This window comes from Propionivibrio sp. (assembly GCF_041441355.1).
Lineage (GTDB): Bacteria > Pseudomonadota > Gammaproteobacteria > Burkholderiales > Rhodocyclaceae > Propionivibrio.
Genome location: NZ_JASDTF010000018.1, coordinates 153,606 through 175,731 on the forward strand (window position 1 = coordinate 153,606; position 22,126 = coordinate 175,731).

The following is a 22,126-nucleotide window of genomic DNA, read 5'->3' on the forward strand; positions in this document are numbered from 1 at the left end:
CGTTTAGTCTTCTTCCGGGGTGACCGGCTTCGCCGTCGCGATCCGACGCAGCAACTGCTGCACCAGATCCTTCTCCATGTCGCGCCAGAGCAGGTCTTCTTCCTGCGTCTTGGCGAGGACATCGGAGTCGGCGTAGCTGATGTCGCGGTACAGCTCGACCGAGGACGGCGGCACCAGATCACGCCCTTTGGAATCGACGATGCGGTAGCCGTAAACGTAGCGCAGGCGCTTCTCGCGCACCCGACCGGCACTCGACAGCGAGAGGATGACCGGCTCGCGAATCTCGCTCGTCGGCAGGAAGGTCGCCTGCGCCTCGCTGGCCTTTTCGGCAAGCTGCGCCGACCCCGTCCCGCGGATCGCCCGCTTCAAGCCGGCAATGATCAGGTTGTAGTCAGCACCTGCGATGTAAATACTCTCGTAGGGCAAGGTGTAGGCGCCGCGCAGCTGGAAGCCACAACCGGAAAGCCCGGCCAGCAGCGCCAGCAACGCGATCAGGAACTGAAAACGACGCATGCGCGGCTCCTTGATCACACCACGAGGTTGACCAAACGTCCGGGGACGACGATCAGTTTTTTCGGCGCCTGCCCTTCGAGATGCTTCTGCGCCACTTCGCTCGCCAGCACCAGTGCCTCGATCGCCGCCTTGTCGGCACTGGCGGGCACCGACAGGCTGCCGCGCAACTTGCCATTCACCTGCAGCATCAGTTCGACTTCGTCCTGCACCAGCGCCTGGGCATCGACTTGAGGAAAGCGCTGCGCCCCGACAGTTTGCCCAGGTTTGATCTCGGTGTAGAGCGCTTCGCAAATGTGCGGCACGATGGGATAGAGCAGCAGGGCCACAGCCTCGAGCGCTTCTTGGCGGACAGCACGTGCCTCGGCCGTCGTTTCGCCGAGCTTGGCGTAGGCGTTGAGCAGCTCCATCACTGCGGCGATCGCGGTGTTGAACTGCTTGCGCCGACCATAGTCGTCGGCAACCTTGCCGATCGTCTGGTGCAGCTGGCGGCGGAAGGTCTTGAGTTCGGCCGAAAGCTCTCCGGTGCGGTAGGTGTCGACCCGCCCACCCTCGACATGCTCGTGCACCAGGCGCCACAAGCGCCGAAGGAAGCGGTACGCGCCTTCGACGCCCGCGTCCGACCACTCAAGCGACTGGTCGGGCGGCGAGGCAAACATGATGAAGAGGCGCGCCGTATCGGCGCCGTACTGGTCGATCAACGCCTGCGGGTCAACACCGTTGTTCTTCGACTTCGACATCTTCTCGATGCCGCCGATCACCACCGGCTGGCCGTCGGCACGCAGCGTCGCGGCGGTCGGGCGACCGCGCTCATCGCAAGTCAGCTCAACGTCAGCCGGGTTGATCCAGTCTTTCTTGCCGAACGCGTCTTCGCGGTAGAAGGTCGGCGCAACGACCATGCCCTGGGTGAGCAGGTTGGCGAAGGGCTCGCCGAGCTGTTCTGTGCCGAAGAGGCCGACGTCGCGCATCAGCTTGGTCCAGAAGCGCGAGTAGAGCAGGTGCAGAATGGCGTGCTCGATCCCGCCGATGTACTGGTCGATGCCGCCCTTGCACCAGTAGGCGACGCGCTCGTCGACCATCGCTTGATCGTTGTCCGGGCAGCAATAACGCAGGAAGTACCACGACGACTCGACGAAGGTGTCCATCGTGTCGGTTTCGCGTCGCGCCGCGCCGCCGCATTTCGGGCACGTGCATTCGTAGAATTCGGGCATCTTGGCCAACGGGCTGCCGGCGCCGGTGACGGTGACGTTCTCGGGCAGCACGACCGGCAGTTGCTCATCGGGCACCGGCACATCGCCGCAGCTCGGACAGTGAATGACCGGGATCGGGCAGCCCCAGTAGCGCTGACGTGAGATCCCCCAATCGCGCAGGCGGAACTGCACTTTCTTCTCGCCGAGGCCAAGCGCCGCAAGGTCGGCGGCGATGGCATCGACTGCGGCCTTGTAGGCGAGGCCCGTGTATTTTCCGGAGTTGAAGCAGTAACCATCCTTGCTGGCGTACCACTCCTGCCAGGCTTCGGTCGAGAACGCCTTCTCTTGCCCGTCGGCGCTTTTTTCGCTCACCGACTGGACGATGGGAATGCCGTATTTCTTGGCGAAAGCGAAATCACGTTCATCGTGCGCAGGAACGGCCATCACCGCGCCGTCGCCGTAGCCCATCAGCACGTAGTTGCCGACCCAGACCTCGACCTTCTCGCCCGTCAACGGGTGAGTCACGAAGATGCCGGTCGGCATCCCCTTCTTGTCCATCGTCGCGAGATCAGCCTCGGCGACACCACCCTGCTTGCATTCCTCGACGAAGGCCGCGAGCTCGGGATTGGTCTGCGCGGCGTGCGTTGCCAGTGGATGCTCTGCGGCGACGGCGACGAAGGTCACGCCCATGATCGTGTCGGCACGGGTGGTGAACACCCACAGCTTCTCGGCTCGGCCGTCAATCTCGTACGGGAAGGCAAAGCGCACGCCTTCGCTCTTACCGATCCAGTTCTTCTGCATCAAGCGAACCTGCTCGGGCCAGCCAGAGAGCTTGTCGAGGTCAGCCAGCAGCTCGTCGGCATACGCGGTGATCTTCATGTAGTACATGGGGATCTCGCGTTTTTCGACCACCGCGCCCGAGCGCCAGCCGCGCCCGTCGATCACCTGCTCGTTGGCGAGCACGGTCTGGTCAATCGGGTCCCAGTTCACCGTCCCCAGACGCTTGTAGATCAAGCCCTTCTCATACAAGCGGGTGAACAGCCACTGCTCCCAGCGGTAGTACTCGGGCCGGCAGGTCGCCAGCTCGCGCTCCCAATCGATGGCAAAGCCGAGGCGGTTCAACTGCCCCTTCATGTACTCGATGTTGGCGTAGGTCCACTGCGCCGGCGGCACGTTGTTCTGGATCGCGGCGTTCTCCGCCGGCATACCGAAGGCGTCCCACCCCATCGGCTGCATGACGTTGTAACCCAGCATGGTATGAAACCGTGCCAGCACGTCGCCGATCGTGTAATTGCGCACGTGCCCCATGTGCAACTTGCCCGACGGGTACGGGAACATCGAGAGGCAGTAGTACTTGGGGCGGCTGACATCCTCCACCGCACGCGCAGCGGCGCTCTTGCTCCACTGCGCCTGCGCGGCGAGTTCGATTTCTTGAGGCTGGTATTTTTCCTGCATGGCGGGGCCGATGGTAAGAGATCAAACGGGAGATTATACGCCCGTCCCCCGCCGCTTGCGTCTATCCTAACCCCTTACCCATTTTCAACGTTGCAATGCCTTACGAATAAAAATCGCAAGCACACCGAACATTAGCCCCCCCATCAAGCCCAGACCAAGAGGCAAGCCGAGCCCCGACCGTGCAACAGTAATATGGGGATGGCCTTCGAACAACTTCCCTCGTTGAACCATCGCTGTATCGATGTCACTCTGGATCTTGGCAACAGCCAACTGTCCATCACGATTTTCAGCGCTGACCTGCTTTGCAAGTTCGCGCACTTCTGTTTGCAAGGCAGACTCCAGGACGAATCCATCGCTGTTTGAGCCAAGTAGTCCTAACGCCTTGTCCGTATATTTGCGCAACACCTCGATCTCGCCCAACTCGCTGCGAGCGCGAGCTAATTTTTCCTGTGCTTCATTAAGATCGCTCTTTGCCGCAACGAGTTGCGTATTGAGTGGCAAGAATTTGGCTGCAGAGTCTTTTGGATCCATCACCTGCGAGAACGCTGCCCCTTTTTGATCCGGGTACTCCCGCCGCAATGCCTCAAGCACAGCAACACGCTTCCCCAAGAAAACCAACTCCCTTTCCGTTCTGGCAATGACTTCCTGCAATTGCGCCGGGCGCTGCTCTGTCCTCTGCTCATACGCATTAATTTGGCTTTTAAGCGCGAGGTACAAGGCACTTTTCCGGATGAAGGACTCAACCTCTACTGCAAGGATCCTCACCTCATCTCGCGAGCGGCCAGACACTTTCACAGCAATTCGCTGGATGCTGTTTGAGGCTGCATCGAGATCAGCCTTACTAATGCCTGCAAGATCCTTGATATCGCTCTTGGAGAGCACATACGCGGGAGAAACGTTAGTTTTCCACCAGGCAGGCACTCCCATCATTGCCAGGGCGCGCGCATTTCTTTCCTTGCCACCTGCAACCTCGAGCTGCGCCGCGGCAAGCCCTGGAAAGCCCGCGACCAAAGCGTTCCATGAGACCACGTTCAACGCCCCCTGGCGAACGTAATTCGTCATTTCTCCTTTATAGCCTTGAACAAACCACGCCGCAGCGCCAATCACCAGTCCAGCCAAACCACCTGCAACCAATACTTTCCACGCGGCAATCAATGTCATTACTAGCTCACGCAAGCTAATTTCATCATCCCGAACCACTTCGCTCTCACTCATTTTTTTATCCTTGAAATACCAACTTCTTCGCTCGTTTCGATAAATTGCCAAAAAATGACCATCAGCATTCCACTACTCAGAGCCACCCCACAATTATCCACAAATTGACACCCCGAATTATTGCGCCATCCAAAGAATTTTTACTCAAAAACCATGCCACAAAGCAGAAACCACTCTAATCATCGCGCGATCTCTCCCGGCACCAATATGCGGTCTTGCTCAATCACTACGCCATATCCTAGAGCCGAGCTCGCTTGCATCCACGCCCCCTTACCAAGAACCGAGCCACCGGCCATAACCGCCCCAACTCCGAGATGACCAAAATCGCCCACACAGCAGTGTGTGATCTACCACTACACCGCTATTAACAATCGCCCCAAGTCCAAGGATGGCTTCTGCGCCCACAACCGCGCCCGCCATAATGGTGGAACCGTTACCAAGGGTAGCCCGAGGAGAAACCATCGCCCGGGGATGCATCACTGTTGCTAAAGTTAGGCCAGCATCCTCAAGAAGACGAAATGCTGTGGCACGCACCGCGTTATTTCCGATTGCTACAAACCAACTGTCGGTTTGTTCCTTAAACAACTTCCAGTCAGCCATTTTTCAAAACACAGGGATTCCCCAAACAGGCTCCGTTTTCGGAAAAGCGTCATCACGGAACCCAACAAGCTCAGATACACCGGCAGCAAGTACTGCCTCAGCCACCGAGCAGCCATGACCGCCAGCACCACGGATAATCTCGCGACATCAATGCGACACCCCATCACGTCGCAATACTTTAACGAAAGTGAGCCAGAGAATATGAATATCGAATACTAACGACTTTCTCTGCAGGTATTCAGCATCCAATTTCACTTTCTCGGGGATCGGGAGCTCATCTCGCCCATTAACCTGCGCCCAACCAGTCAATCCGGGTACCAACTCATGCACACCGCATTCGGTGCGCAGCGCGATCAAATCATCCTGATTAAACAACGCGGGCCGCGGGCCGACAAAACTCATGTCCCCTTTGAGAATGCTCCACAACTGCGGCAACTCATCCAAACTAGACTTGCGCAGGAACGAACCGATCGGTGTCAGATGTGCCTTAGGATCTGCTAGAAGATGCGTCGCCACCGCCGGCGTACCTACCCGCATGCTGCGGAATTTAGGCATACGGAAGATCCGGTTGCCCTTGCCCACGCGATCCGACCAGTACAGCGCCGGGCCCGGCGAAGTCAACCGAACAAGCACCGCCACCAGCAGTACCGGCAGCGCAAGAACCAGCGCGGCGCACAGCCCGAGCGCCAGATCAAACAATCGCTTCATATCACTCTCTGCATTACTCACTCAGCTTTGCATGAAGGCTTCCGCCGTCTGCCGCAAGCCTTCATCGACGCTGATCGACGGCGCCCAACCAAGAAGATCCCGGGTTTTGGAAATATCAACCTCCAGCGAACCGCACAGGCGCTGCGCCATGCCCCGCTTGCCGAGCAGCCCCGCGCCCAACTGCAACATTGGCACCGGCACCGGAATCAGCCGTGTCGGCCGGCCGATGGCATCGCCCATGCGACGCAGTAATGCTGCAGTCGAAAGGCTCTCCGCATCGGAAACCAGAAAGGTCTGGTTGGCCGCGGCAGGGTGGTCGAGGCAGGTGACGATGAGATCGACCAGGTTATCCAGCGCCACCAGACTGCGTCGATTCTCCGTCACCGCCCCCAGCGGTAGCGGAATTCCGCGCTTCAACCAGCGCATCATGGCCAGAAAGTTCGCCTTCACGCCGGGCCCATAGACCAGAGGCGGCCGGATGATGACCACCTCCATGCCGGTTTCCTGTGCAAGCGTGCGCAGCCCCTCCTCTGCTTCCCTTTTGGAAATCCCATATGGATCTTCCGGTGCCGGTGGCTGGTCCGCCAGGAATGGATACCCCGGCTGCGTCGCTTCGCCATTGACCTTGATTGAACTCAGAAAAACGAAGCGCTTGACGCCGGCTTGCGCCGCCTGCAGGGCGAGACGCATCGTGCCGTCGACGTTCACACGGCGGAATTCGGTCAAGGGGTCAGCTGCCTGATCGTTCATGACATGAACGCGTGCAGCACAGTGCACCACTTTATCGACGCCAGACAGGGCCCCTGACCACTCCTGATCGGTCGCCAACTCGCCCCGAACAACGTCGACACCCTCCGGCAGCTTCTCTGGCAATGGCCGTCGCATAGTGACTCTGACTGAACCTCGCTCAACCAGCCGTCGAACCAGGGGCCGCCCAACGAACCCCGAGGCGCCTGTCACCAGTATCATCGTGGCCTCCGCGACGTATCGTTCAAGATTTGCTTAAGCCGCTTCGCCAACATCCTTGGCTCGAAGTTCTTCTGGTAGTACGCGATTCCATTCGCTCCCATCCGCTCGCGCTCCCCAATAGGCATGTCACGCAATTGCTTCACCACGACAGCCAGCGCTTCCGCATTTTCTGCAGGGCACGTCACTCCCGCGCCAGCCTCCTCGACAATACGCGAACCTTCACCATCCAATGCTGCGATGATCGGCTTCCCGGCAGCCAAGTAAGCCTGCACTTTGCTAGGCACCGTCTGGCGCATGATGGGGCTGCGAACCAGACTGACGAGAAGCGCCGAGGCACTCTCGAAAATGGCCGGCATCGCCGAGAGAGGGAAGCGCCCGGCAAGCCTGACATTTTCCAGGCCCAGACGAGCAATCTCGCTTTGCAGCCAATCCGAACGGCTGCCGCTACCGACCAGAATGAAAGAGATATCGTGCTCGGACCGAAGCAGCACTGCGGCCTGCAGCACCGTATCCAGTGCCTGAACCGTGCCGAGGTTGCCGGCAAAAATGACATTGAACCCCGAGCCAAACGCAACCGGAAATTCTGTTACTGATTCCGGAGCATTTGCCGAAGCAAGGTCGCCTGGATTCGGGTGGTATCGAACAGGCGTACCGCCGGAGATTGCCGTGACAGGGGCAATGAATGCCTCGGACTGCACTAGAAGACAATCGTTGTGGCGATAGATCCAGCGTACGACGGCACCAACCCATTCGAGCATTGTTCTGTTCTTTACGAACCCGCTTGCGCTCAAGCTTTCCGGCCATAGATCCTGCACCCAAGTCAGCAAAACTGCGCGTTTGAATCTCGCCAGCCAGATCGCCGGAATTGCCTGAAGAATCGGCGAGGGGGCAAACACCAAGACTGCATCAAACAGACGCCCACGAAGCAACCAAGGCCCAAGAACACCTGCCGAGAAGATAAACGACAAGTAGTTCATCATCAGACGCAGCGCGGAGCCCCGGCCACGCGGAACGATCGGCACCCGGAATACATCCAACCCCTGGTAGTTCTGGGCTGTGATAGCACACGCTGAATACCTCTCGAACACCTGCCCGTCCGGATAATTGGGTTGACCGGTCAGGATGCAAACTTCGCACCCCGCATCACGAAGCGCAGTTGCGACCTCATTGATACGAAAGCTCTCCGGCCAGAAATACTGGCTGACGATCAATACGCGCATGGCCGGTTTATCACTTTCGCCAGACCTTCCGATTCACGAAATCGGTATAGCTCTGAACAATGCGCAACACTTTTTCCGAAACATTGTCCGGCGCGTAGTCATCAACCAGTCGCAGTGCGCGATTCTCACTCCTCGGCTGGCTATCGAGAATTGACAGCCCCTGCATGACTCGATCAACGCTCATGCCAACCATCATCACTGCCGCCTCTTCAAACCCCTCCGGCCGTTCATGAACTTCGCGTAGGTTCAATGCTGGGAAATTGAGGATGGACGATTCTTCGGTAATCGTGCCGCTATCCGACAGCACGCAACGAGCCTCGGTTTGTAGCTTGATGTAATCGAGGAAGCCAAACGGCTTCAGGAATTGGACCAGCGGATTCGCGGTCAAGCCCAGTGCGTCCATGCGCTTGCGGGTGCGCGGGTGAGTCGAGACGATCACAGGCTCCCGATAGTGCTCGGCCAGCGCATTCAGGACGCCATACAGCTTCGCCAGATTCTCTGGCGAATCCACATTCTCCTCGCGATGCGAACTGACCACGAAATATCGGCCCACCGAAAGCCCGAGTTTTTCCAGCACCGTCGAGGCATCAATCCCTGGTTTGTAATGTTCGATCACCTCGCGCATCGGGCTGCCCGTCTTGATGACCTGATCCGGCGGCAAGCCCTCTCGCAGGAGATACTCGCGGGCAATCTCGCTGTAGGTGAGGTTGATATCCGACGTGTGATCCACGATACGCCGGTTGATCTCTTCCGGTACCCGAAAATCGAAGCAGCGGTTCCCTGCCTCCATGTGGAAAATGGGAATCTTGCGCCGCTTGGCGGCAATGGCTGCCAAGCAACTGTTGGTGTCACCCAGCAGCAACAAGGCCTCCGGCTCATATTGCTGCAGCGCCTTGTCGGCCGCCATGATGACCTGCCCGATCGTGTCTGCCGCCGTCGCGCCGGCCGCTTCTAGGAACATGTCCGGCTTGCGAATACCCAAGTCACTGAAGAACACCTCGTTCAGTTCGTAATCGTAGTTCTGGCCGGTGTGCACAATCACGTGATCGCAATGCCGGTCGAGTTTCGCCATAACGCGCGACAGGCGGATGATCTCGGGCCGCGTGCCGACGATTGTCATCACCTTCAACTTACGCATTGACGGCCTCGCGAATGATCTCCAACTTCATCAGTGTCTTCTTTACGCCATCCACATTGAGCCGCTCGGTGTTGTGCGAGGTGTAGTCCTCCAGTTTAGAAACGTCTGTCTCGCCCTCGACAAAATACTTGGCGTAGTTGAGGTCTCTCGAATCTGCCGGCACCCGGTAGTAACCACCAAGGTCTTCGGCGCGCGCCATTTCTTCGCGAGACAACAAGGACTCGTAAAGCTTCTCACCATGACGGGTGCCGATGATCTTGATTTCGTTCTTCGCCCCAAGCATTTCTTTCATCGCCTGAGCCAGATCGCCAACGGTGGAAGCTGGCGCCTTCTGCACGAAGATATCCCCCGGACGCGCGTTCTCAAAAGCGTAAAGAACCAGATCTACTGACTCCTCCAAGGTCATAAGAAAGCGGGTCATGCTAGGATCGGTAATCGTCAACGGCTTGCCGGCTCGCAATTGATCCAAAAACAGGGGAATCACAGAACCTCGCGAGGCCATCACGTTGCCGTAGCGCGTAGCAGAAAGCACCGTCTTACCCGGATCACACAGGCGCGATTTCGCCACCATCATCTTCTCCATCATCGCCTTGGAAATCCCCATGGCATTGATCGGGTACACCGCCTTATCGGTACTCAAAACAACACAACGTTTCACCTCGTTGGCAATCGCCGCTCGCATCACATTCTCGGCACCCAGCACGTTGGTACGGACCGCCTCCATCGGGTAGAACTCGCATGACGGCACCTGCTTCAAGGCCGCAGCATGGAATACATAATCAACTCCGCGCAGGGCATCATGTATGCTGTCATAGCTGCGTACATCACCAATGTAGAACTTCAACTTATCGCTATTCAATGAGATGCGCATGTCCTCCTGTTTTTTTTCGTCGCGACTGAATATCCGGATCTCAGAAATGTCGGAATTCAGGAAGCGCTGGAGAACAGCGTTTCCAAATGAACCGGTTCCACCGGTTATTAATAGAGTCTTGTTCTTGAACATGATTCACCTTTAAAAAATGAATTAGCCGAATTCCTTCATGGATTGCACCAAGTCACCCCATGGCTTTGGCTGAAATCCGGTAATTGAGCGAAACCGTGAAGAATCGAGCGAACGGTCAATCACAAAACTTTCGTCGGCTTTGATATCGATAACCTTCCCATATGCATCCGCCACAAGCCTCAACAAGTCATATTTGTTGATCGGGTCTGCAGACACATGATAGAGCCCACGCAACTGCGCATTTGGCAAGACAAAATCACGAATGAGGCGGGCAACCTCGACCGTTGGCAGGCCTGAAAATAATGCTTTTTTGAACCCCCTAACCGACCCGCTCTGCGAAAGAAACCATCCGACCAAACTCCTCGCGCCTTCCAGTTCGTGGCCGATGATCGACGTCCTCAAAGTAATGGCATTTGGATAATCAACCTCCCCCAAAAGCTTACTTCGTCCATAAAGATCCGTCGCATCCGGAATATCCGCCTCGCAGTACATCCCTTTCACTCCTGAAAAAACGCAATCTGTGCTCATGTGCACAAGTCGCGAATCAGATAGTGCGCACACGCGCGCAAGACGATGCGGCAACAGTGAATTGATGGGTATAGCAGAAAGAGGGTTGTCAGCCTCCGAAAGTTGTTTCACTAATCCGATGCAATTGATTACGACATCGGGCTTTACTTGGCCAAACACTGCCAAGAGGCTATCCACATTTTCGACATCGACACCTGAAATCAAGCGCTGCTGGACCGACGGCGGTAACAACTTTAGCGCGCGGTTCGATCGTACGGTTCCTAACACATCGAACCCGTCGCTCTCTGAAAAAACCCTCAATACTGCGTTACCCAGCATCCCGGAGGCCCCGAGGACCAAAATATTCTTCTTAATTCTCTGCTGATTCATGCGTACCCCATCCTAGTTTTATTTATCGCCCAAGTCGATAATCCTCGCCCAGGTTTCCTGCGCAGTCAGTTTCCAGTCATACCGGGCACTGCGCAACATCGCTGCTTGTGCCACTCTTTGCGCGCACTCTTTGTCGCCCAATATTTTAAGCATTGCCTGCGAAATATCCTTCGGATCAAATGGCGAAAAATAGACAATATCCTTCCCGCCGAACTCCGGCATTGGCATTATATTCGACGACAGCACGGGACGTCCGCTCCCCATGGATTCCAGCAAAATATTCGGACAATTCTCGCATGATGAAGCAAACAGGATTGCATTCGCGTGCTGATACCAAGCCGGAAGACTATCGTAGGGAACCGCACCCGGCATCAACACCTTGTCCTGAATACCTAGATCCTGTATTAGACGAGCCACAGGCTCGGCTTCTGGCATGTCCGTCTCACCAAGAAAAACGAGACTCAAGTCCTTGCGGACCTCATCGGGCAACGCGGTAAAGGCCCGTAAGATTTCTCGGTGGTGCTTGTAAATATCAAAGCGTGACACATAAAGAAGATATCGCCCATGCGGCGCCCCCTCCGGTCGAGGCAAGGGGCGGTCGACCGTACGGAATGCTTCACTGATCCCGTGCGGGATGGTCACCGGATTGGGAATGTGCGCCAGTTGCTCGATGAGTCCGCGTGCGTGGTCCGAAATGAAAATGGTCAAATCCGCATTTGCCATACTGCGCAATAGCACCCGCCGCAAAATTACGTTACGTAGCCGCTGCAAGCCCCAAGGCATCCTGCTGACCAAAGCAGCATCAAACGGTATCATGTTGCGGAACATGGTAACGACTTTGCACCCTGCCGGGAGGCGAGAGCCCACAACTCCGCCGGGGCAGAACAGCACATCCGCCCGTTCGCGGCGCAAGAAACTTGGCAAAGCCCAATGCTCCCACAACGCGCGAGCCATCGGATTGGTAGTTGGCCACCTAGTCTGAACACGTTTAATGTGGGGATGAAGCGGCAAATTCAGCGCTGCCGGGGCAAATATCAACACCTCAAGGTCCGCCCGTACTGGCATTTTTGCCAAGATATGCTTAAGGTAAGTCTGCCCCCCTCCCATGCGAGCAGAATACGCGTTAATTACGATCTTCATGCAGCCTGCTCAATCTGACTTCTGTAGAACTGCAGTAGCACCAGAACAGTCCACAAAGATGTTTGTGCACACAGTTTTTTGTCCTGATGGGCCTTCCACAATAACCTCACGGCCTGTGCATTCAGCTCCAGGGCGCCGAACGCCTGATCGTCCTTCATCAGCGACTCCCCCCAACCGCGCAATCCGCCCCTTAGCCATTGCGCCATCGGGACACCAAAGCCCATCTTTGGCCGATCCAGAAGCCCTCTTGGAATATATCTATATGCCAACTGACGCAGGAGGTACTTGTTGGTCCCATTTCGAATTTTCCAGTTCAGCGGCAATTTGGCAGCCCATTCGATGATCTTATGGTCGAGCAGCGGGTCCCTAGCCTCCAAAGAAAAAGCCATTGACCCCACATCCACCTTCTGCAAGTAGTCGTCAGGCAACGTGTAGGCCAAATCGAGGCGCATTCCGATTTCAGCATACGTCAAATCCCCTGGGAACTTTGCAGAGCGCAGACCAAAAAGGCAAGAAAGCGGCCGCGTTCCTTCCAATAGAGAGGGTTCCATCAAGTCGGTCGCATCCTTGATAACGCCCCTCATAAATGCATAGGCCGACGCAGCACCATCTGCAGTTAAAATTCGACCAATCCAGCGCATACGTTGATTTGGTGCGAACTCTGCGGCAGCGCCCGCAATGCTGCGCAGCACTCTCGGATACCGATGGGCCTGCTGAAGCCTGCTCATGATCTGGTAATAATGATACCCACCAAACGCTTCATCCCCCCCATCTCCCGATAGACTAACCGTCACAGATCGGCGCGCCAACCGCGATACCGCCATCACAGGAAAGGCCGAGTAATCAAAGAACGGCTCATCATACTGTTTGACGAAAGTTGGCATGAGATCTAAAAGGTCGTCGACCGCAAGCTGCTCACATGTATGGTCCGTGCCCAAATGGGAAGCAACAGCCGCGGCAAATGCGCTTTCATCAAACGCCTTGTCTTGAAAACCTATCGTAAAAGTCCGGACTGGCTCTTTTGAATGCCTCGCCATTAATGCTGCGACAAGCGAGCTGTCGATTCCACCCGACAAGAAAGCCCCCAAGGGCACATCACTGACCATCCGTAGGCGCACCGATTCGTCGATCAACGCCTCTAGCTCGTCAAGCAAACACTGCTCCGGAACACCTTCTAAAGATTGATCTGTCTCGATGGAGTCTGCCGACCAGTATTGCGTCTTCGTGACTTCCTTCTTAGTAACGGTAAGGTAATGCCCTGACTCCAATTTGTGAATATTGTCAAAAATCGAATAAGGTGCAGGCACATAACCCGCTTCCATGAAATAACGAACAGCTTGTCTACTAATCGCACGACCCAACGACGGCAGCAACGAAAGTAGGGCAGAGGGTCGTGAAGCAAAGCCAAACGACCCCGCTGTGGAGGTATAAAATAGTGGTTTCGTACCCAAGCGATCTCGTGCCACGAAGAGCTCACTATTCTCTTCATCCCAAATAGCAAAAGCAAACATACCTCTGAGGTAATTCACCGCACGCGGTCCGAATTTTGCAAAGTACGCGAGAATGACTTCGGTATCGGACTCGGTTCGGAAGTCATGCTCTCCCTTCAGCGATTTCCTTAGTTGTTGATAGTTGTATATCTCGCCATTAAATACAATATGATAACGTCCGCACACAGAGCTCATCGGCTGGGCTGCGCTCTGAGATAGATCAATAACTGAAAGCCTGGTATGGAACAGCGTTGCACATCCAGTCTGATAGACACCACGCCCATCAGGACCACGATTAGCTAGCAGATTCAGCGCTGATTCAAAATCGCTACTGGCGTCAGCCCACAAAACTCCGCCTATACCACACACTTTTTTCACCTCACACAGATTTAATTAATTGTCATTAACAACGAGGGGTTCCACACCCCAAAAAATTGGACGCTAGGAATCTTCTGCCCTCCCCCGTTGTCGGGGAAAACATTCAATGACAAAGAAGAAATCGATCAAAACGACAAGAAATCAGCACACTTTGGCCAATTTTCGTCGCAATTTCGCCCGATTCCATTTCAAGTATGGCCTTCTCAGCTTTCGGAAGAAATCCGTTTTCAGCGAAAATCAGTTGTTTCATCGGTTCAATCGGGTTCGGTGGAAAAACTTATTATACAGCCGACAACGTACGGCGTACTAACTCTTTCAATTAATCCTTAAAGCCTTCATTTACTGCCGAAAGATCGAAATATTTTAGAGACAGGAGTAACAAGCGCAATTGGAAGAACGCAAAAAAATATCAGAGTTTGAAAAACGTCAGTAAACTCAGAAAACGACAATCGTGCGAACGCGATAATCGTATAGTAATAACCGACCATCCACTCCGGGCTTAGCCCCCTCCCAGTCAAATCACTCCTCATTCTAGAGAGAAGATTTCTGTAGAGAAAAACACCGGCCAGAAAAAAAACAAGGTTAAGCAACAGCCCAACTATGACACCAAACTCCTTTCCAAAATTTACAACAGCCTCCGTTACTGTTCCCGTAGCCAGATTTGAGAGCCCCCCCCACTGATCGCCTGCATACTCACGGGTAAATACGATTCCTCCCGTGTCTAACTTTTCCGGGTATAGCGCCCTTGGAATATAATTGGTTAGAAGAGAAAGGTACGTCACCCCAAGTTTTGGCTCCCGATCCGGTTGAGAAAATACGATCTCTAGGGGTATAGTTCCATACCTAAAATGCGTCACCTCCAGTTCACTATTGCCAGCAGCTTCATACAATGAGTCGCTATCCAGGCCGCCATAGAGGTTTCTTACCGCACCCAAAAATCCGACCATCAAGACAACAGAAGCGGCGACAGCAATTAATGTTAATACGCGAACCCTCCTAGAAAGATACGAGTAGCAGACAATCATTCCAACAAGCGTCATTGCTATATATGATCTGGACGCTGTTAGAACCCCGATTGCTACGAATAATAAGAAGTGGAAGCAATATAATATCATCTTTAATCTTGATCGACCAGAATCCGTGATCAAATAACAAAAATACACTAAATTTAGCGCTGGAATAATATAAAACCAAATTACGATATACCCCTTACCCTGCCAATCCACAACCCGATAAGCCAAGCTATTAACATACTCAATAAAACCACCCGCAATGACAACGAAAGTAACCTTCGTCACGATTCCAGGAAGCGATAGAGCCCATATTGCCGAGTATTTCCACCATCGATGATTGCGGCCCACAACCCCGAAAGACGTAGCTCGCGGCTCCAAGACAAGTGCAATGGCAATGCATCCTATCAAGAACACGTATACTGCCAAAGTTATCTCTAGAACGTCATCAACAAATATACCAAAATAAAAAAAAACCGAATAAAGCAAATAGAACTTAACAGGAGAGAAAAAATCACGATTCTTGAGGAAGGAGGCAATGGCCAAAACCACCACTACCATAGTGAGAAGTAACTTAGCCTCAAGCATCGCACCCTCGAATTACGCCTAAATATTCGTGTGCAACCGCCTGAATACTATTTTCAACTAGAACCTCAGCGACCTCCGCATACGTTGCCTGCAAATTTACCACGCCCATCACAAAGCGCACCAACTTGCTCACATCAATTCTTGACCGATCGGGAGGCACAGAAATCACAAATCCCAACCGCTCATATTTGTCAAGCACAATACTTGGAACCCCATTGCCTCGAATGTTTATGATCGGCCTGCCAGTCCCAACATATTCAACGATCTTGCTTGGGGACATCACACAATCAGTATTCTCAACATTGATTAACCCATGTGCCGATTTCATTATTTCTATCGCCCGCTCCCGAAGCACCGGTCCGTGGTAATGGATCACCCCAGGCAGCAAATTGGCAAGATCAAACCCATTATCCGGCCCATATACATGAATATCGAACTCAAATGGCAAGTGCACCTTGAGAAGGTCTGCTAGCAATTTTATGCCATCAGGCACTCTGACCCCTTTGTGAAACCCACCCACATAGACCAACTGCAACCTGTTTATGGAGTCGGGATTTAAGTTCTGCAAAGATCGATCTCCCGCATAGAAAGCCCTCACGTCAACCAAATGCGGAAGCACGCGGAGCTTTTCTTCAATTAAAAACGATCTGGCGTAAGCCTGTCGGGTTGCCTCATTGGTAAAGACAACCAACTGAGCGGCTTTCAAAATCTTGTCTTCGACGAGGGTATTTAGCCTTCGGTAAACGCGAAAGTTATTTGGCTGCATTGTCTCCGATGTTGAGAAAGGATCCCCGTAGTCTGCAATCCACTTGAAGCGATGTTTCCACATGGACATCGAGAGATATGCTCCCAGATGTGCAACAAAACCGGGGGAGTAACTAACGATCAGATCGTACTTCTTATCTCTTCGTTTCCAGAGCTCCATGGCTAGACTGGGCAGCCAATGCCAGAGACCGTCTGGCCAGTACAGTTTGCGATAAATATTTCGGCATCGAGATGACATCTTAGTTTTAAGCCTTATCAACGGGTGTTGAACGTCCTGATGAGCTGCACCGAAGGTGCCTACTAGCCCTTCTGACAATGTATGCGCTCTTAGCCCAACTCTCGTCACAGATACGCCATCTTGGTTATCTTGGCCCTTTAGCCCGTTTACACGTCCGGTGATTACTTCAACTTGGTGACCCTGTAAGGCAAAATAGGGAGCCAATTGACTCCAGCGATAAGCATGCGCATCAACAACCGGCGCATAGTAGTAATTGATAACAAGCACTTTCATCTAAGATGCAAACATCTAACCTGGGCGCCTAGAGAAGCAGCGAAACCCGAAGTAAACGATTATTGAATTCGCAACTGCGTACCCCGCAAGGGATGCAAGCGCTGCGCCTAACATAGGAAATACTCCCTTCAACACCACAAAGACAATCCAATTCACCGCGATTCCAGAAGAAATGGCAATCAATATCTGGCGGTAATGCCGCTGCGCTAGCAGTTGATTCACTGCAGGAATTGAGGTCAGCGAGAGAAATCCGCAGGCCGCCAGTACTGCGAATACGTATGGTGTCATGGGATAACGACCGCCATCGATATATGGAATGCAAATTGAGAATCCAATGATCGCCATGCAAGCCGTAAGTCCGGCGATTGGAAGCGTTCGATAGAAGCGAAAAGCAAAGCTCCGAGCCTCATCACATGAGGACGCCTGTGAGATAGTGGGCAAATATACAGAGTTGAGCGCGTACACAAGCATTCCCATTATGCCTTGATAGCGCATGGCGGCGCCGTAGGTTGCAAGAGTGTCATTTTGACCCGACAAATTAACCATGAACACCGGCAGATATGGCATTAGTGCAGCGAGTAAAGTGTATAGAAATACATCACTGCTCTTGCGAAGCATGGTCGAAAGGGAGTTTTCCGGACCCGACTTGTTCGACGATGGAAGGCTCCGCCCTGCAACCAACCGCATGTAAATTAGCCCCCCCCCTGCCGCAACAAACAAACTTCCTAGGGCCGAGAGGGGCGTTGCTCCGCCCGAGTAAGCCCCCCATCCCAAGACAAGGAAAAACCATCCACCATTCTTGATCAGTTCGACCCCTGAAAATTGACGAAATCGCTGCTGCTGTTGAAATTTTATCCGCTCAAACTGGTACGCAGAAAGGATGGTGAGGCCAAGCAGAAAAAGCAATAAATCAGTCCCCGTTGTTGATGAATACAAATACAGCACGAGAACCCCCCCAAAAAACATGACTGAAACTGCCAAGAGACGTGTCGCATGCGGGGAAAATGCTTCGAAATCTGCGATATAAAGGCGTTCGATGGCTGCACAAACCAACTGGTAGCCCAACATCAAAACGCTAAAAATAAGCGTAAACTTGGCATAATCGGGCACAGTAAGCACCCGAATCAAAAGGATATTAACCAGTAACAGCAGGACTTTTGACAGAGCATCCCCTGACAGAACCAGTATTACTTTGCCGCGCATTGGAAAAGTATTTCAGAACGAGAGCAACTAATTCCGCCTTTCGATTTCTTGGTCGTCGTCAGCACCAACAATTCTCCTTCCTGCTCAGTGAATACAATTGCTCGTTTGGCCTCTTGATCGCCACTATCGCCCAACGCCATAAATTCTTCTAGCGAAGGCCGGCTCCGTAATCGTAACGTCCGCGGGCGGTTATTCAGCATGCCACGGGATGCGCCAAGCCGAATTCGGCGCCGCCCGCTGACACGGACTTCCATCCCGCGGCTAAACTGGGTTGCTTTTCTTGCGACTCCGGAAAGAGTGCCGGAAGCGAAGAGTAGTGCATCCGTATAGCATCGTGTCTTCACGGCACCGATCTCAGCAAACTGTCACAATATTGCTCCCAACGATATCAAAAACCCCTCCGTCCGGGCTAAGCTTAAAAGCCTATCGATTTCGGCCGAATGATCAAGGCATTTCCGTTGAAAGCTCTGGCCATAGACAAATTTAGGTGTTGCTGACATACCAAGGCATCGCCTGATCAATCCCTTGCTGAATACACTCGCTCGGCTCGTAACCAATAAGCCGCTTTGCTTTGCTTATGTCCGCTTGCGAGTGCCTTACGTCGCCGCCTCTGAAATCCCGATAAATCGGGGCATGCGTGTAGTTAATTCCGTTCCTAACAAGTGCGGTTCGCAGCGCATGAAACAGGTCATTCAGTGTTGTCCGGTCACCCACGGCCACGTTATACACCTGGTTGACGGCCTCCAGGCTCTGCGTTGTGGCCGCCAGTAAATTCGCCTGAATGGTATTTGCAACGAAACAGAAGTCCCGGCTGGTTTCTCCATCGCCGTTGATGAAAATATTTTCTCCATGGATCATAGCGGCCGCCCATTTCGGAATGACGGCAGCGTAAGCACCATTCGGATCTTGGCGCGGACCAAAGACGTTGAAGTAACGCAAGCCAATACACTCGATGCCGTACGTCCGCGCAAATACCTCGGCGTAGAGCTCATTGACGTACTTAGTAACCGCGTACGGAGACAGTGGTTTGCCAATTCTTTCTTCCACCTTAGGCAACCCAGGATGATCGCCATACGTAGAACTCGATGCGGCATAAACGAACCGTCTGACTTCTGCATCACGCGCCGCAACCAGCATGTTCAGAAAACCTGACACGTTGGCTGCATTGGACGCAAGCGGGTCCTTCACACTGCGCGGAACGCTGCCCAATGCAGCCTGATGGAGTACGTAATCGACCCCGTCACAGACACGGCGGCAGTCGTCGAGATCACAGATGTCTCCTTCGATGAAACGGAATCGTTCCCACTGCCCCGCCGACACCAACGTTCTGACTTCGTCCAAATTGTGTCGGTTTCCAGTTGCAAAATTATCCAGCCCGACCACGTTCTGCCCCAGCTTGAGCAGTGCTTCAAGCAAGTTGCTGCCAATGAACCCAGCGACACCGGTGATGAGCCATGTCTTTGGACATGCTTCAAGCGCTGTCTTAAGAGCCTCATATCGAGTTGCCATGCCGCCTCCTAAAGCCGCAGGTCCGATGCTGCTGCCGGAAGCACATACTTGAGGTCGTAGAGCACGTGCAGAGGCTTGCCGAACGCGCGAAAGGCAGCCTCGCCAAGTGCCTTGAACTCATTATGCGCAACTGCGACGATGACCGCGTCGTAAGCCCCCGCCTCAGGTTGGGCAATCGGGGTGATGCCGTATTCGTGCCGCGCCTCTTCGGGATCGACCCAAGGATCATGCACATCTGCGTGAACGTTGTACTCCTTCAGTTCGGCAAGGATGTCGACCACGCGAGTATTGCGCAGGTCAGGGCAGTTCTCTTTGAAGGTGATCCCCATGACGAGCACCCGCGCCCCATCGACATGGATGCGCCTCTTGGTCATAGCCTTGACAAGCTGGGATACAACGTAGGCACCCATGCTGTCGTTGAGACGTCGCCCCGCCAGAATAATCTCGGGGTGGTAACCGATGGCCTGCGCCTTGTGCGTCAGATAGTAAGGATCGACACCGATGCAATGTCCGCCAACCAGGCCCGGCCGGAAGGGTAGAAAATTCCACTTGGTGCCAGCCGCCTGCAGGACGCCTTCGGTATCGATACCCATTTTGTTGAAAATGAGCGCCAGCTCGTTGATCAGAGCAATATTGACGTCGCGCTGTGTATTTTCGATGACCTTGGCCGCTTCGGCCACTTTGATGCTGGATGCCTTGTGTGTGCCGGCGGTAATGATTTCACGGTAAAGCGCATCGACCAGGTCAGCCACTTCAGGCGTAGAACCGGAAGTCACCTTCTTGATGGTGGTGACACGATGCTCCTTGTCCCCGGGATTGATGCGCTCAGGGCTGTAGCCGGCATAGAAGTCGACGTTGAATCTGAGACCTGACACCCGCTCCAGGACCGGGACACAGTCCTCTTCGGTTGCGCCAGGATAGACCGTTGACTCGTAGATAACGATATCACCCTTCTTGAGTACCGTGCCGATCGTTTCACTCGCCCTGATCAGAGGAGTCAGGTCAGGCTGCTTGTGTTCGTCGATCGGCGTCGGCACCGTGACGATGAAAACATTGCACGAGCATAAGGTTTCCGTATCGGCCGTATAAGTCAGAAAAGTGGCAGCTCTTAGTGCGGCAGGCTCAACTTCAAGCGTGCGATCCTGTCCCGACTGCAACTCGGCAACGCGCTTGATGTTGATGTCGAAGCCGACGACCGGGCGCTTCTTGCCGAATTCAACGGCGAGAGGAAGGCCGACATAACCGAGCCCAATGATCGCGAGATTGATTTCTTGTTGAGTCATAGTCATTCCACCGTTACGGATTTTGCGAGATTTCTTGGCTTATCCACCCCCCCCTTCACCTGCACAACATGATAGGAGAGCAATTGCAGTGGCACCACGTGCAGGATCAGCGACAGTTCGCCATAGTGTTCGGGCAGGCGCAAAATGGTGGACGCCTGCGGATTCGGCGATTTCGGAATCGGCATCGTATAGCCCCCCTCCCCGCGCCTGCACTTCCTTCAGGTTCGACTTGAGCCTGCCGAGGAGCAGGTCGTTGAGCGCCACTGAAATCACCGGCATGTCGGCATCGACCAGCGCCAGCGGGCCATGCTTGAACTCGCCGGCCGGCCGGATAAGCTTCTGCGTGGATGTAGGAGATTTCCTTGAGCTTTAGCGCGTCTTCTAGGGCGATCGGGTAATGCCGGCCACGGCCGAGGAAGAGCGCATGGTGTTTGTCGGCGATGACAGCCAGACCCGCGGAGTCGTAACCGCGGTATTCGAGCTTCTTGAGCCCTTTGATTAGGACCGGAACGATGTTACTACCGGCCACAGCCGCAACGATGCCACACACGAGCCCCCCCTGCTCAAAAGAGAGATTATAGCAGTTACCCTCCCCCGTGGAAAATCGGACGTCATTGTGAGAACGAGATAATCACAGATGCCCCCGACAACTGGACGATGCCCGCAGCGGCGGTCATGTCAATTGCGCTGCACGCAGAAGGACTGCATCGCGATCCTTACCCGAAAGCTCCGGCAATGCAGTCAACGGCCATGCGATGCCAACTTCCTGATCGTCCCAGCGGATGCATCGCTCGTGCTCGGGCGAGCAATAGTCGGTCGCCTTGTAGGGACCTGTCCGAATTTTTGTGTAAACGGGGTTTCAAATCACATCTGAGGAATTCGTTCCTCGAACTGGATGGTAAAGCGAGTCAGCGCGGCTTTCCACCCCCGAATCGGCATCGTCCATTTTTGGCTGATGTTGCGTAGCGCCAGAAAGAACAGTTTCATCAGCGCCTCATCGCTCGGGAACGAGCCCCGGTTCTTGATCAGCTTGCGGAGGCTCATGTTTACCGGCTCGATGGCATTGGTGGTGTAGATCACCTTCCTGATCTCCGGCGGGTAGTCGAAGAACGGAATCAGCCGGGCCCAGTTCCGAGGCCAGAACTGGCTAATCGGCAGATACTCGTCGTCCCATTTTGCCTCGAACTCACCGAGCCGCTGCTCGGCTTCCTCGGCGGTCGCCGACTGATAGATGCGTTTTAGGCCTGCTGCCCCCCCCGGCCTACGCTTCCAGGCGACGTCACCCCGCGTTGAGTATCGGTTTGGATTAGAGTCCTGTTGCTGATCATACCGTGTTTGCCTTGG

20 protein-coding genes and 1 pseudogene are annotated in these 22,126 nt (G+C 54.2%); all 21 read right to left on the reverse strand.

The features are described from left to right. Nucleotides 1–3: 3 nt before the first annotated feature. A complete protein-coding gene (locus tag QMB55_RS06405; RefSeq protein WP_497587849.1) occupies nucleotides 4–513 on the reverse strand; it encodes an LPS-assembly lipoprotein LptE in 510 nt (169 codons plus the stop codon). A gap of 14 nt (nucleotides 514–527) precedes the next feature. Then, complete coding sequence (gene leuS / locus QMB55_RS06410; RefSeq protein WP_497587850.1) at nucleotides 528–3,155, reverse strand: leucine--tRNA ligase; 2,628 nt, start codon at nucleotides 3,153–3,155, stop codon at nucleotides 528–530. Between the two features lie 84 nt (nucleotides 3,156–3,239). After that, entirely contained in the window at nucleotides 3,240–4,370 is a 1,131-nt protein-coding gene (locus QMB55_RS06415) for a GumC domain-containing protein (RefSeq protein WP_497587851.1), read from the reverse strand. Nucleotides 4,371–4,973: 603 nt separating this feature from the next. Then, nucleotides 4,974–5,075: a hypothetical protein gene (locus QMB55_RS06420; protein WP_497587852.1), complete on the reverse strand. Its 102-nt coding sequence runs from the start codon at nucleotides 5,073–5,075 to the stop codon at nucleotides 4,974–4,976. A 42-nt stretch (nucleotides 5,076–5,117) separates the two neighbouring features. Then, on the reverse strand, nucleotides 5,118–5,678 hold the full coding sequence (locus tag QMB55_RS06425; RefSeq protein WP_497587853.1) for a sugar transferase: 561 nt from the start codon (nucleotides 5,676–5,678) through the stop codon (nucleotides 5,118–5,120). Between the two features lie 21 nt (nucleotides 5,679–5,699). After that, entirely contained in the window at nucleotides 5,700–6,647 is a 948-nt protein-coding gene (locus tag QMB55_RS06430) for a UDP-glucose 4-epimerase family protein (RefSeq protein ID WP_497587854.1), read from the reverse strand. Next, the gene (locus tag QMB55_RS06435; protein WP_497587855.1) at nucleotides 6,644–7,867 is read right to left on the reverse strand and encodes a glycosyltransferase family 4 protein; all 1,224 of its coding nucleotides are present in this window, start codon (nucleotides 7,865–7,867) and stop codon (nucleotides 6,644–6,646) included. The genes QMB55_RS06430 and QMB55_RS06435 overlap by 4 nt, the downstream gene beginning before the upstream one ends. A 10-nt stretch (nucleotides 7,868–7,877) precedes the next feature. Further along, nucleotides 7,878–9,005, reverse strand: a complete 1,128-nt coding sequence (wecB, locus tag QMB55_RS06440) for a non-hydrolyzing UDP-N-acetylglucosamine 2-epimerase (protein WP_497587856.1) — start codon at nucleotides 9,003–9,005, stop codon at nucleotides 7,878–7,880. Next, complete coding sequence (locus QMB55_RS06445) at nucleotides 8,998–10,008, reverse strand: polysaccharide biosynthesis protein (RefSeq protein ID WP_497587857.1); 1,011 nt, start codon at nucleotides 10,006–10,008, stop codon at nucleotides 8,998–9,000. Before QMB55_RS06445 ends, wecB begins: the two co-directional genes overlap by 8 nt. A 21-nt stretch (nucleotides 10,009–10,029) precedes the next feature. After that, complete coding sequence (locus tag QMB55_RS06450) at nucleotides 10,030–10,905, reverse strand: dTDP-4-dehydrorhamnose reductase family protein (RefSeq protein ID WP_497587858.1); 876 nt, start codon at nucleotides 10,903–10,905, stop codon at nucleotides 10,030–10,032. Nucleotides 10,906–10,923: 18 nt separating this feature from the next. Then, nucleotides 10,924–12,045, reverse strand: coding sequence for a glycosyltransferase family 4 protein (locus tag QMB55_RS06455; protein WP_497587859.1), 1,122 nt, complete (start codon nucleotides 12,043–12,045; stop codon nucleotides 10,924–10,926). After that, the gene (gene asnB, locus QMB55_RS06460) at nucleotides 12,042–13,913 is read right to left on the reverse strand and encodes an asparagine synthase (glutamine-hydrolyzing) (RefSeq protein ID WP_497587860.1); all 1,872 of its coding nucleotides are present in this window, start codon (nucleotides 13,911–13,913) and stop codon (nucleotides 12,042–12,044) included. The genes QMB55_RS06455 and asnB overlap by 4 nt, the downstream gene beginning before the upstream one ends. A 103-nt stretch (nucleotides 13,914–14,016) precedes the next feature. After that, complete coding sequence (locus QMB55_RS06465; RefSeq protein WP_497587861.1) at nucleotides 14,017–14,163, reverse strand: hypothetical protein; 147 nt, start codon at nucleotides 14,161–14,163, stop codon at nucleotides 14,017–14,019. 85 nt (nucleotides 14,164–14,248) lie between these two features. Beyond that, nucleotides 14,249–15,511, reverse strand: a complete 1,263-nt coding sequence (locus QMB55_RS06470) for a hypothetical protein (RefSeq protein WP_497587862.1) — start codon at nucleotides 15,509–15,511, stop codon at nucleotides 14,249–14,251. Next, a complete protein-coding gene (locus QMB55_RS06475; RefSeq protein WP_497587863.1) occupies nucleotides 15,504–16,787 on the reverse strand; it encodes a glycosyltransferase in 1,284 nt (427 codons plus the stop codon). The genes QMB55_RS06470 and QMB55_RS06475 overlap by 8 nt, the downstream gene beginning before the upstream one ends. A gap of 15 nt (nucleotides 16,788–16,802) precedes the next feature. Further along, the gene (locus QMB55_RS06480) at nucleotides 16,803–17,990 is read right to left on the reverse strand and encodes a lipopolysaccharide biosynthesis protein (protein ID WP_497587864.1); all 1,188 of its coding nucleotides are present in this window, start codon (nucleotides 17,988–17,990) and stop codon (nucleotides 16,803–16,805) included. Nucleotides 17,991–18,473: 483 nt separating this feature from the next. Further along, the gene (locus QMB55_RS06485) at nucleotides 18,474–19,499 is read right to left on the reverse strand and encodes an NAD-dependent epimerase/dehydratase family protein (protein WP_497587865.1); all 1,026 of its coding nucleotides are present in this window, start codon (nucleotides 19,497–19,499) and stop codon (nucleotides 18,474–18,476) included. A gap of 8 nt (nucleotides 19,500–19,507) precedes the next feature. After that, nucleotides 19,508–20,782, reverse strand: coding sequence for a Vi polysaccharide biosynthesis UDP-N-acetylglucosamine C-6 dehydrogenase TviB (tviB, locus tag QMB55_RS06490; protein WP_497587866.1), 1,275 nt, complete (start codon nucleotides 20,780–20,782; stop codon nucleotides 19,508–19,510). Between the two features lie 2 nt (nucleotides 20,783–20,784). Beyond that, nucleotides 20,785–21,221, reverse strand: a pseudogene (locus QMB55_RS06495) (SIS domain-containing protein); the annotation flags it as partial. Nucleotides 21,222–21,455: 234 nt separating this feature from the next. Further along, nucleotides 21,456–21,623, reverse strand: coding sequence for a dTDP-4-dehydrorhamnose 3,5-epimerase family protein (locus QMB55_RS06500; RefSeq protein ID WP_497587872.1), 168 nt, complete (start codon nucleotides 21,621–21,623; stop codon nucleotides 21,456–21,458). Nucleotides 21,624–21,646: 23 nt separating this feature from the next. Beyond that, on the reverse strand, nucleotides 21,647–22,126 hold a 480-nt coding region (locus QMB55_RS06505), incomplete at its 5' end, for a transposase (RefSeq protein ID WP_497587867.1).

Excerpts from the sequence above, each read along its gene's own strand:
- QMB55_RS06470 (WP_497587862.1), bottom strand. The coding sequence starts at position 15,511 with ATGCTTGAGGCTAAGTTACTTCTCACTATGGTAGTGGTGGTTTTGGCC.
- QMB55_RS06480 (WP_497587864.1), bottom strand. The coding sequence starts at position 17,990 with ATGCGCGGCAAAGTAATACTGGTTCTGTCAGGGGATGCTCTGTCAAAA.
- QMB55_RS06485 (WP_497587865.1), bottom strand. The coding sequence starts at position 19,499 with ATGGCAACTCGATATGAGGCTCTTAAGACAGCGCTTGAAGCATGTCCA.
- leuS (WP_497587850.1), bottom strand. The coding sequence starts at position 3,155 with ATGCAGGAAAAATACCAGCCTCAAGAAATCGAACTCGCCGCGCAGGCG.
- wecB (WP_497587856.1), bottom strand. The coding sequence starts at position 9,005 with ATGCGTAAGTTGAAGGTGATGACAATCGTCGGCACGCGGCCCGAGATC.
- QMB55_RS06475 (WP_497587863.1), bottom strand. The coding sequence starts at position 16,787 with ATGAAAGTGCTTGTTATCAATTACTACTATGCGCCGGTTGTTGATGCG.
- QMB55_RS06465 (WP_497587861.1), bottom strand. The coding sequence starts at position 14,163 with ATGAAACAACTGATTTTCGCTGAAAACGGATTTCTTCCGAAAGCTGAG.
- QMB55_RS06445 (WP_497587857.1), bottom strand. The coding sequence starts at position 10,008 with ATGTTCAAGAACAAGACTCTATTAATAACCGGTGGAACCGGTTCATTT.
- QMB55_RS06405 (WP_497587849.1), bottom strand. The coding sequence starts at position 513 with ATGCGTCGTTTTCAGTTCCTGATCGCGTTGCTGGCGCTGCTGGCCGGG.
- QMB55_RS06430 (WP_497587854.1), bottom strand. The coding sequence starts at position 6,647 with ATGATACTGGTGACAGGCGCCTCGGGGTTCGTTGGGCGGCCCCTGGTT.
- QMB55_RS06435 (WP_497587855.1), bottom strand. The coding sequence starts at position 7,867 with ATGCGCGTATTGATCGTCAGCCAGTATTTCTGGCCGGAGAGCTTTCGT.
- QMB55_RS06415 (WP_497587851.1), bottom strand. The coding sequence starts at position 4,370 with ATGAGTGAGAGCGAAGTGGTTCGGGATGATGAAATTAGCTTGCGTGAG.
- QMB55_RS06425 (WP_497587853.1), bottom strand. The coding sequence starts at position 5,678 with ATGAAGCGATTGTTTGATCTGGCGCTCGGGCTGTGCGCCGCGCTGGTT.
- QMB55_RS06455 (WP_497587859.1), bottom strand. The coding sequence starts at position 12,045 with ATGAAGATCGTAATTAACGCGTATTCTGCTCGCATGGGAGGGGGGCAG.
- tviB (WP_497587866.1), bottom strand. The coding sequence starts at position 20,782 with ATGACTCAACAAGAAATCAATCTCGCGATCATTGGGCTCGGTTATGTC.
- QMB55_RS06450 (WP_497587858.1), bottom strand. The coding sequence starts at position 10,905 with ATGAATCAGCAGAGAATTAAGAAGAATATTTTGGTCCTCGGGGCCTCC.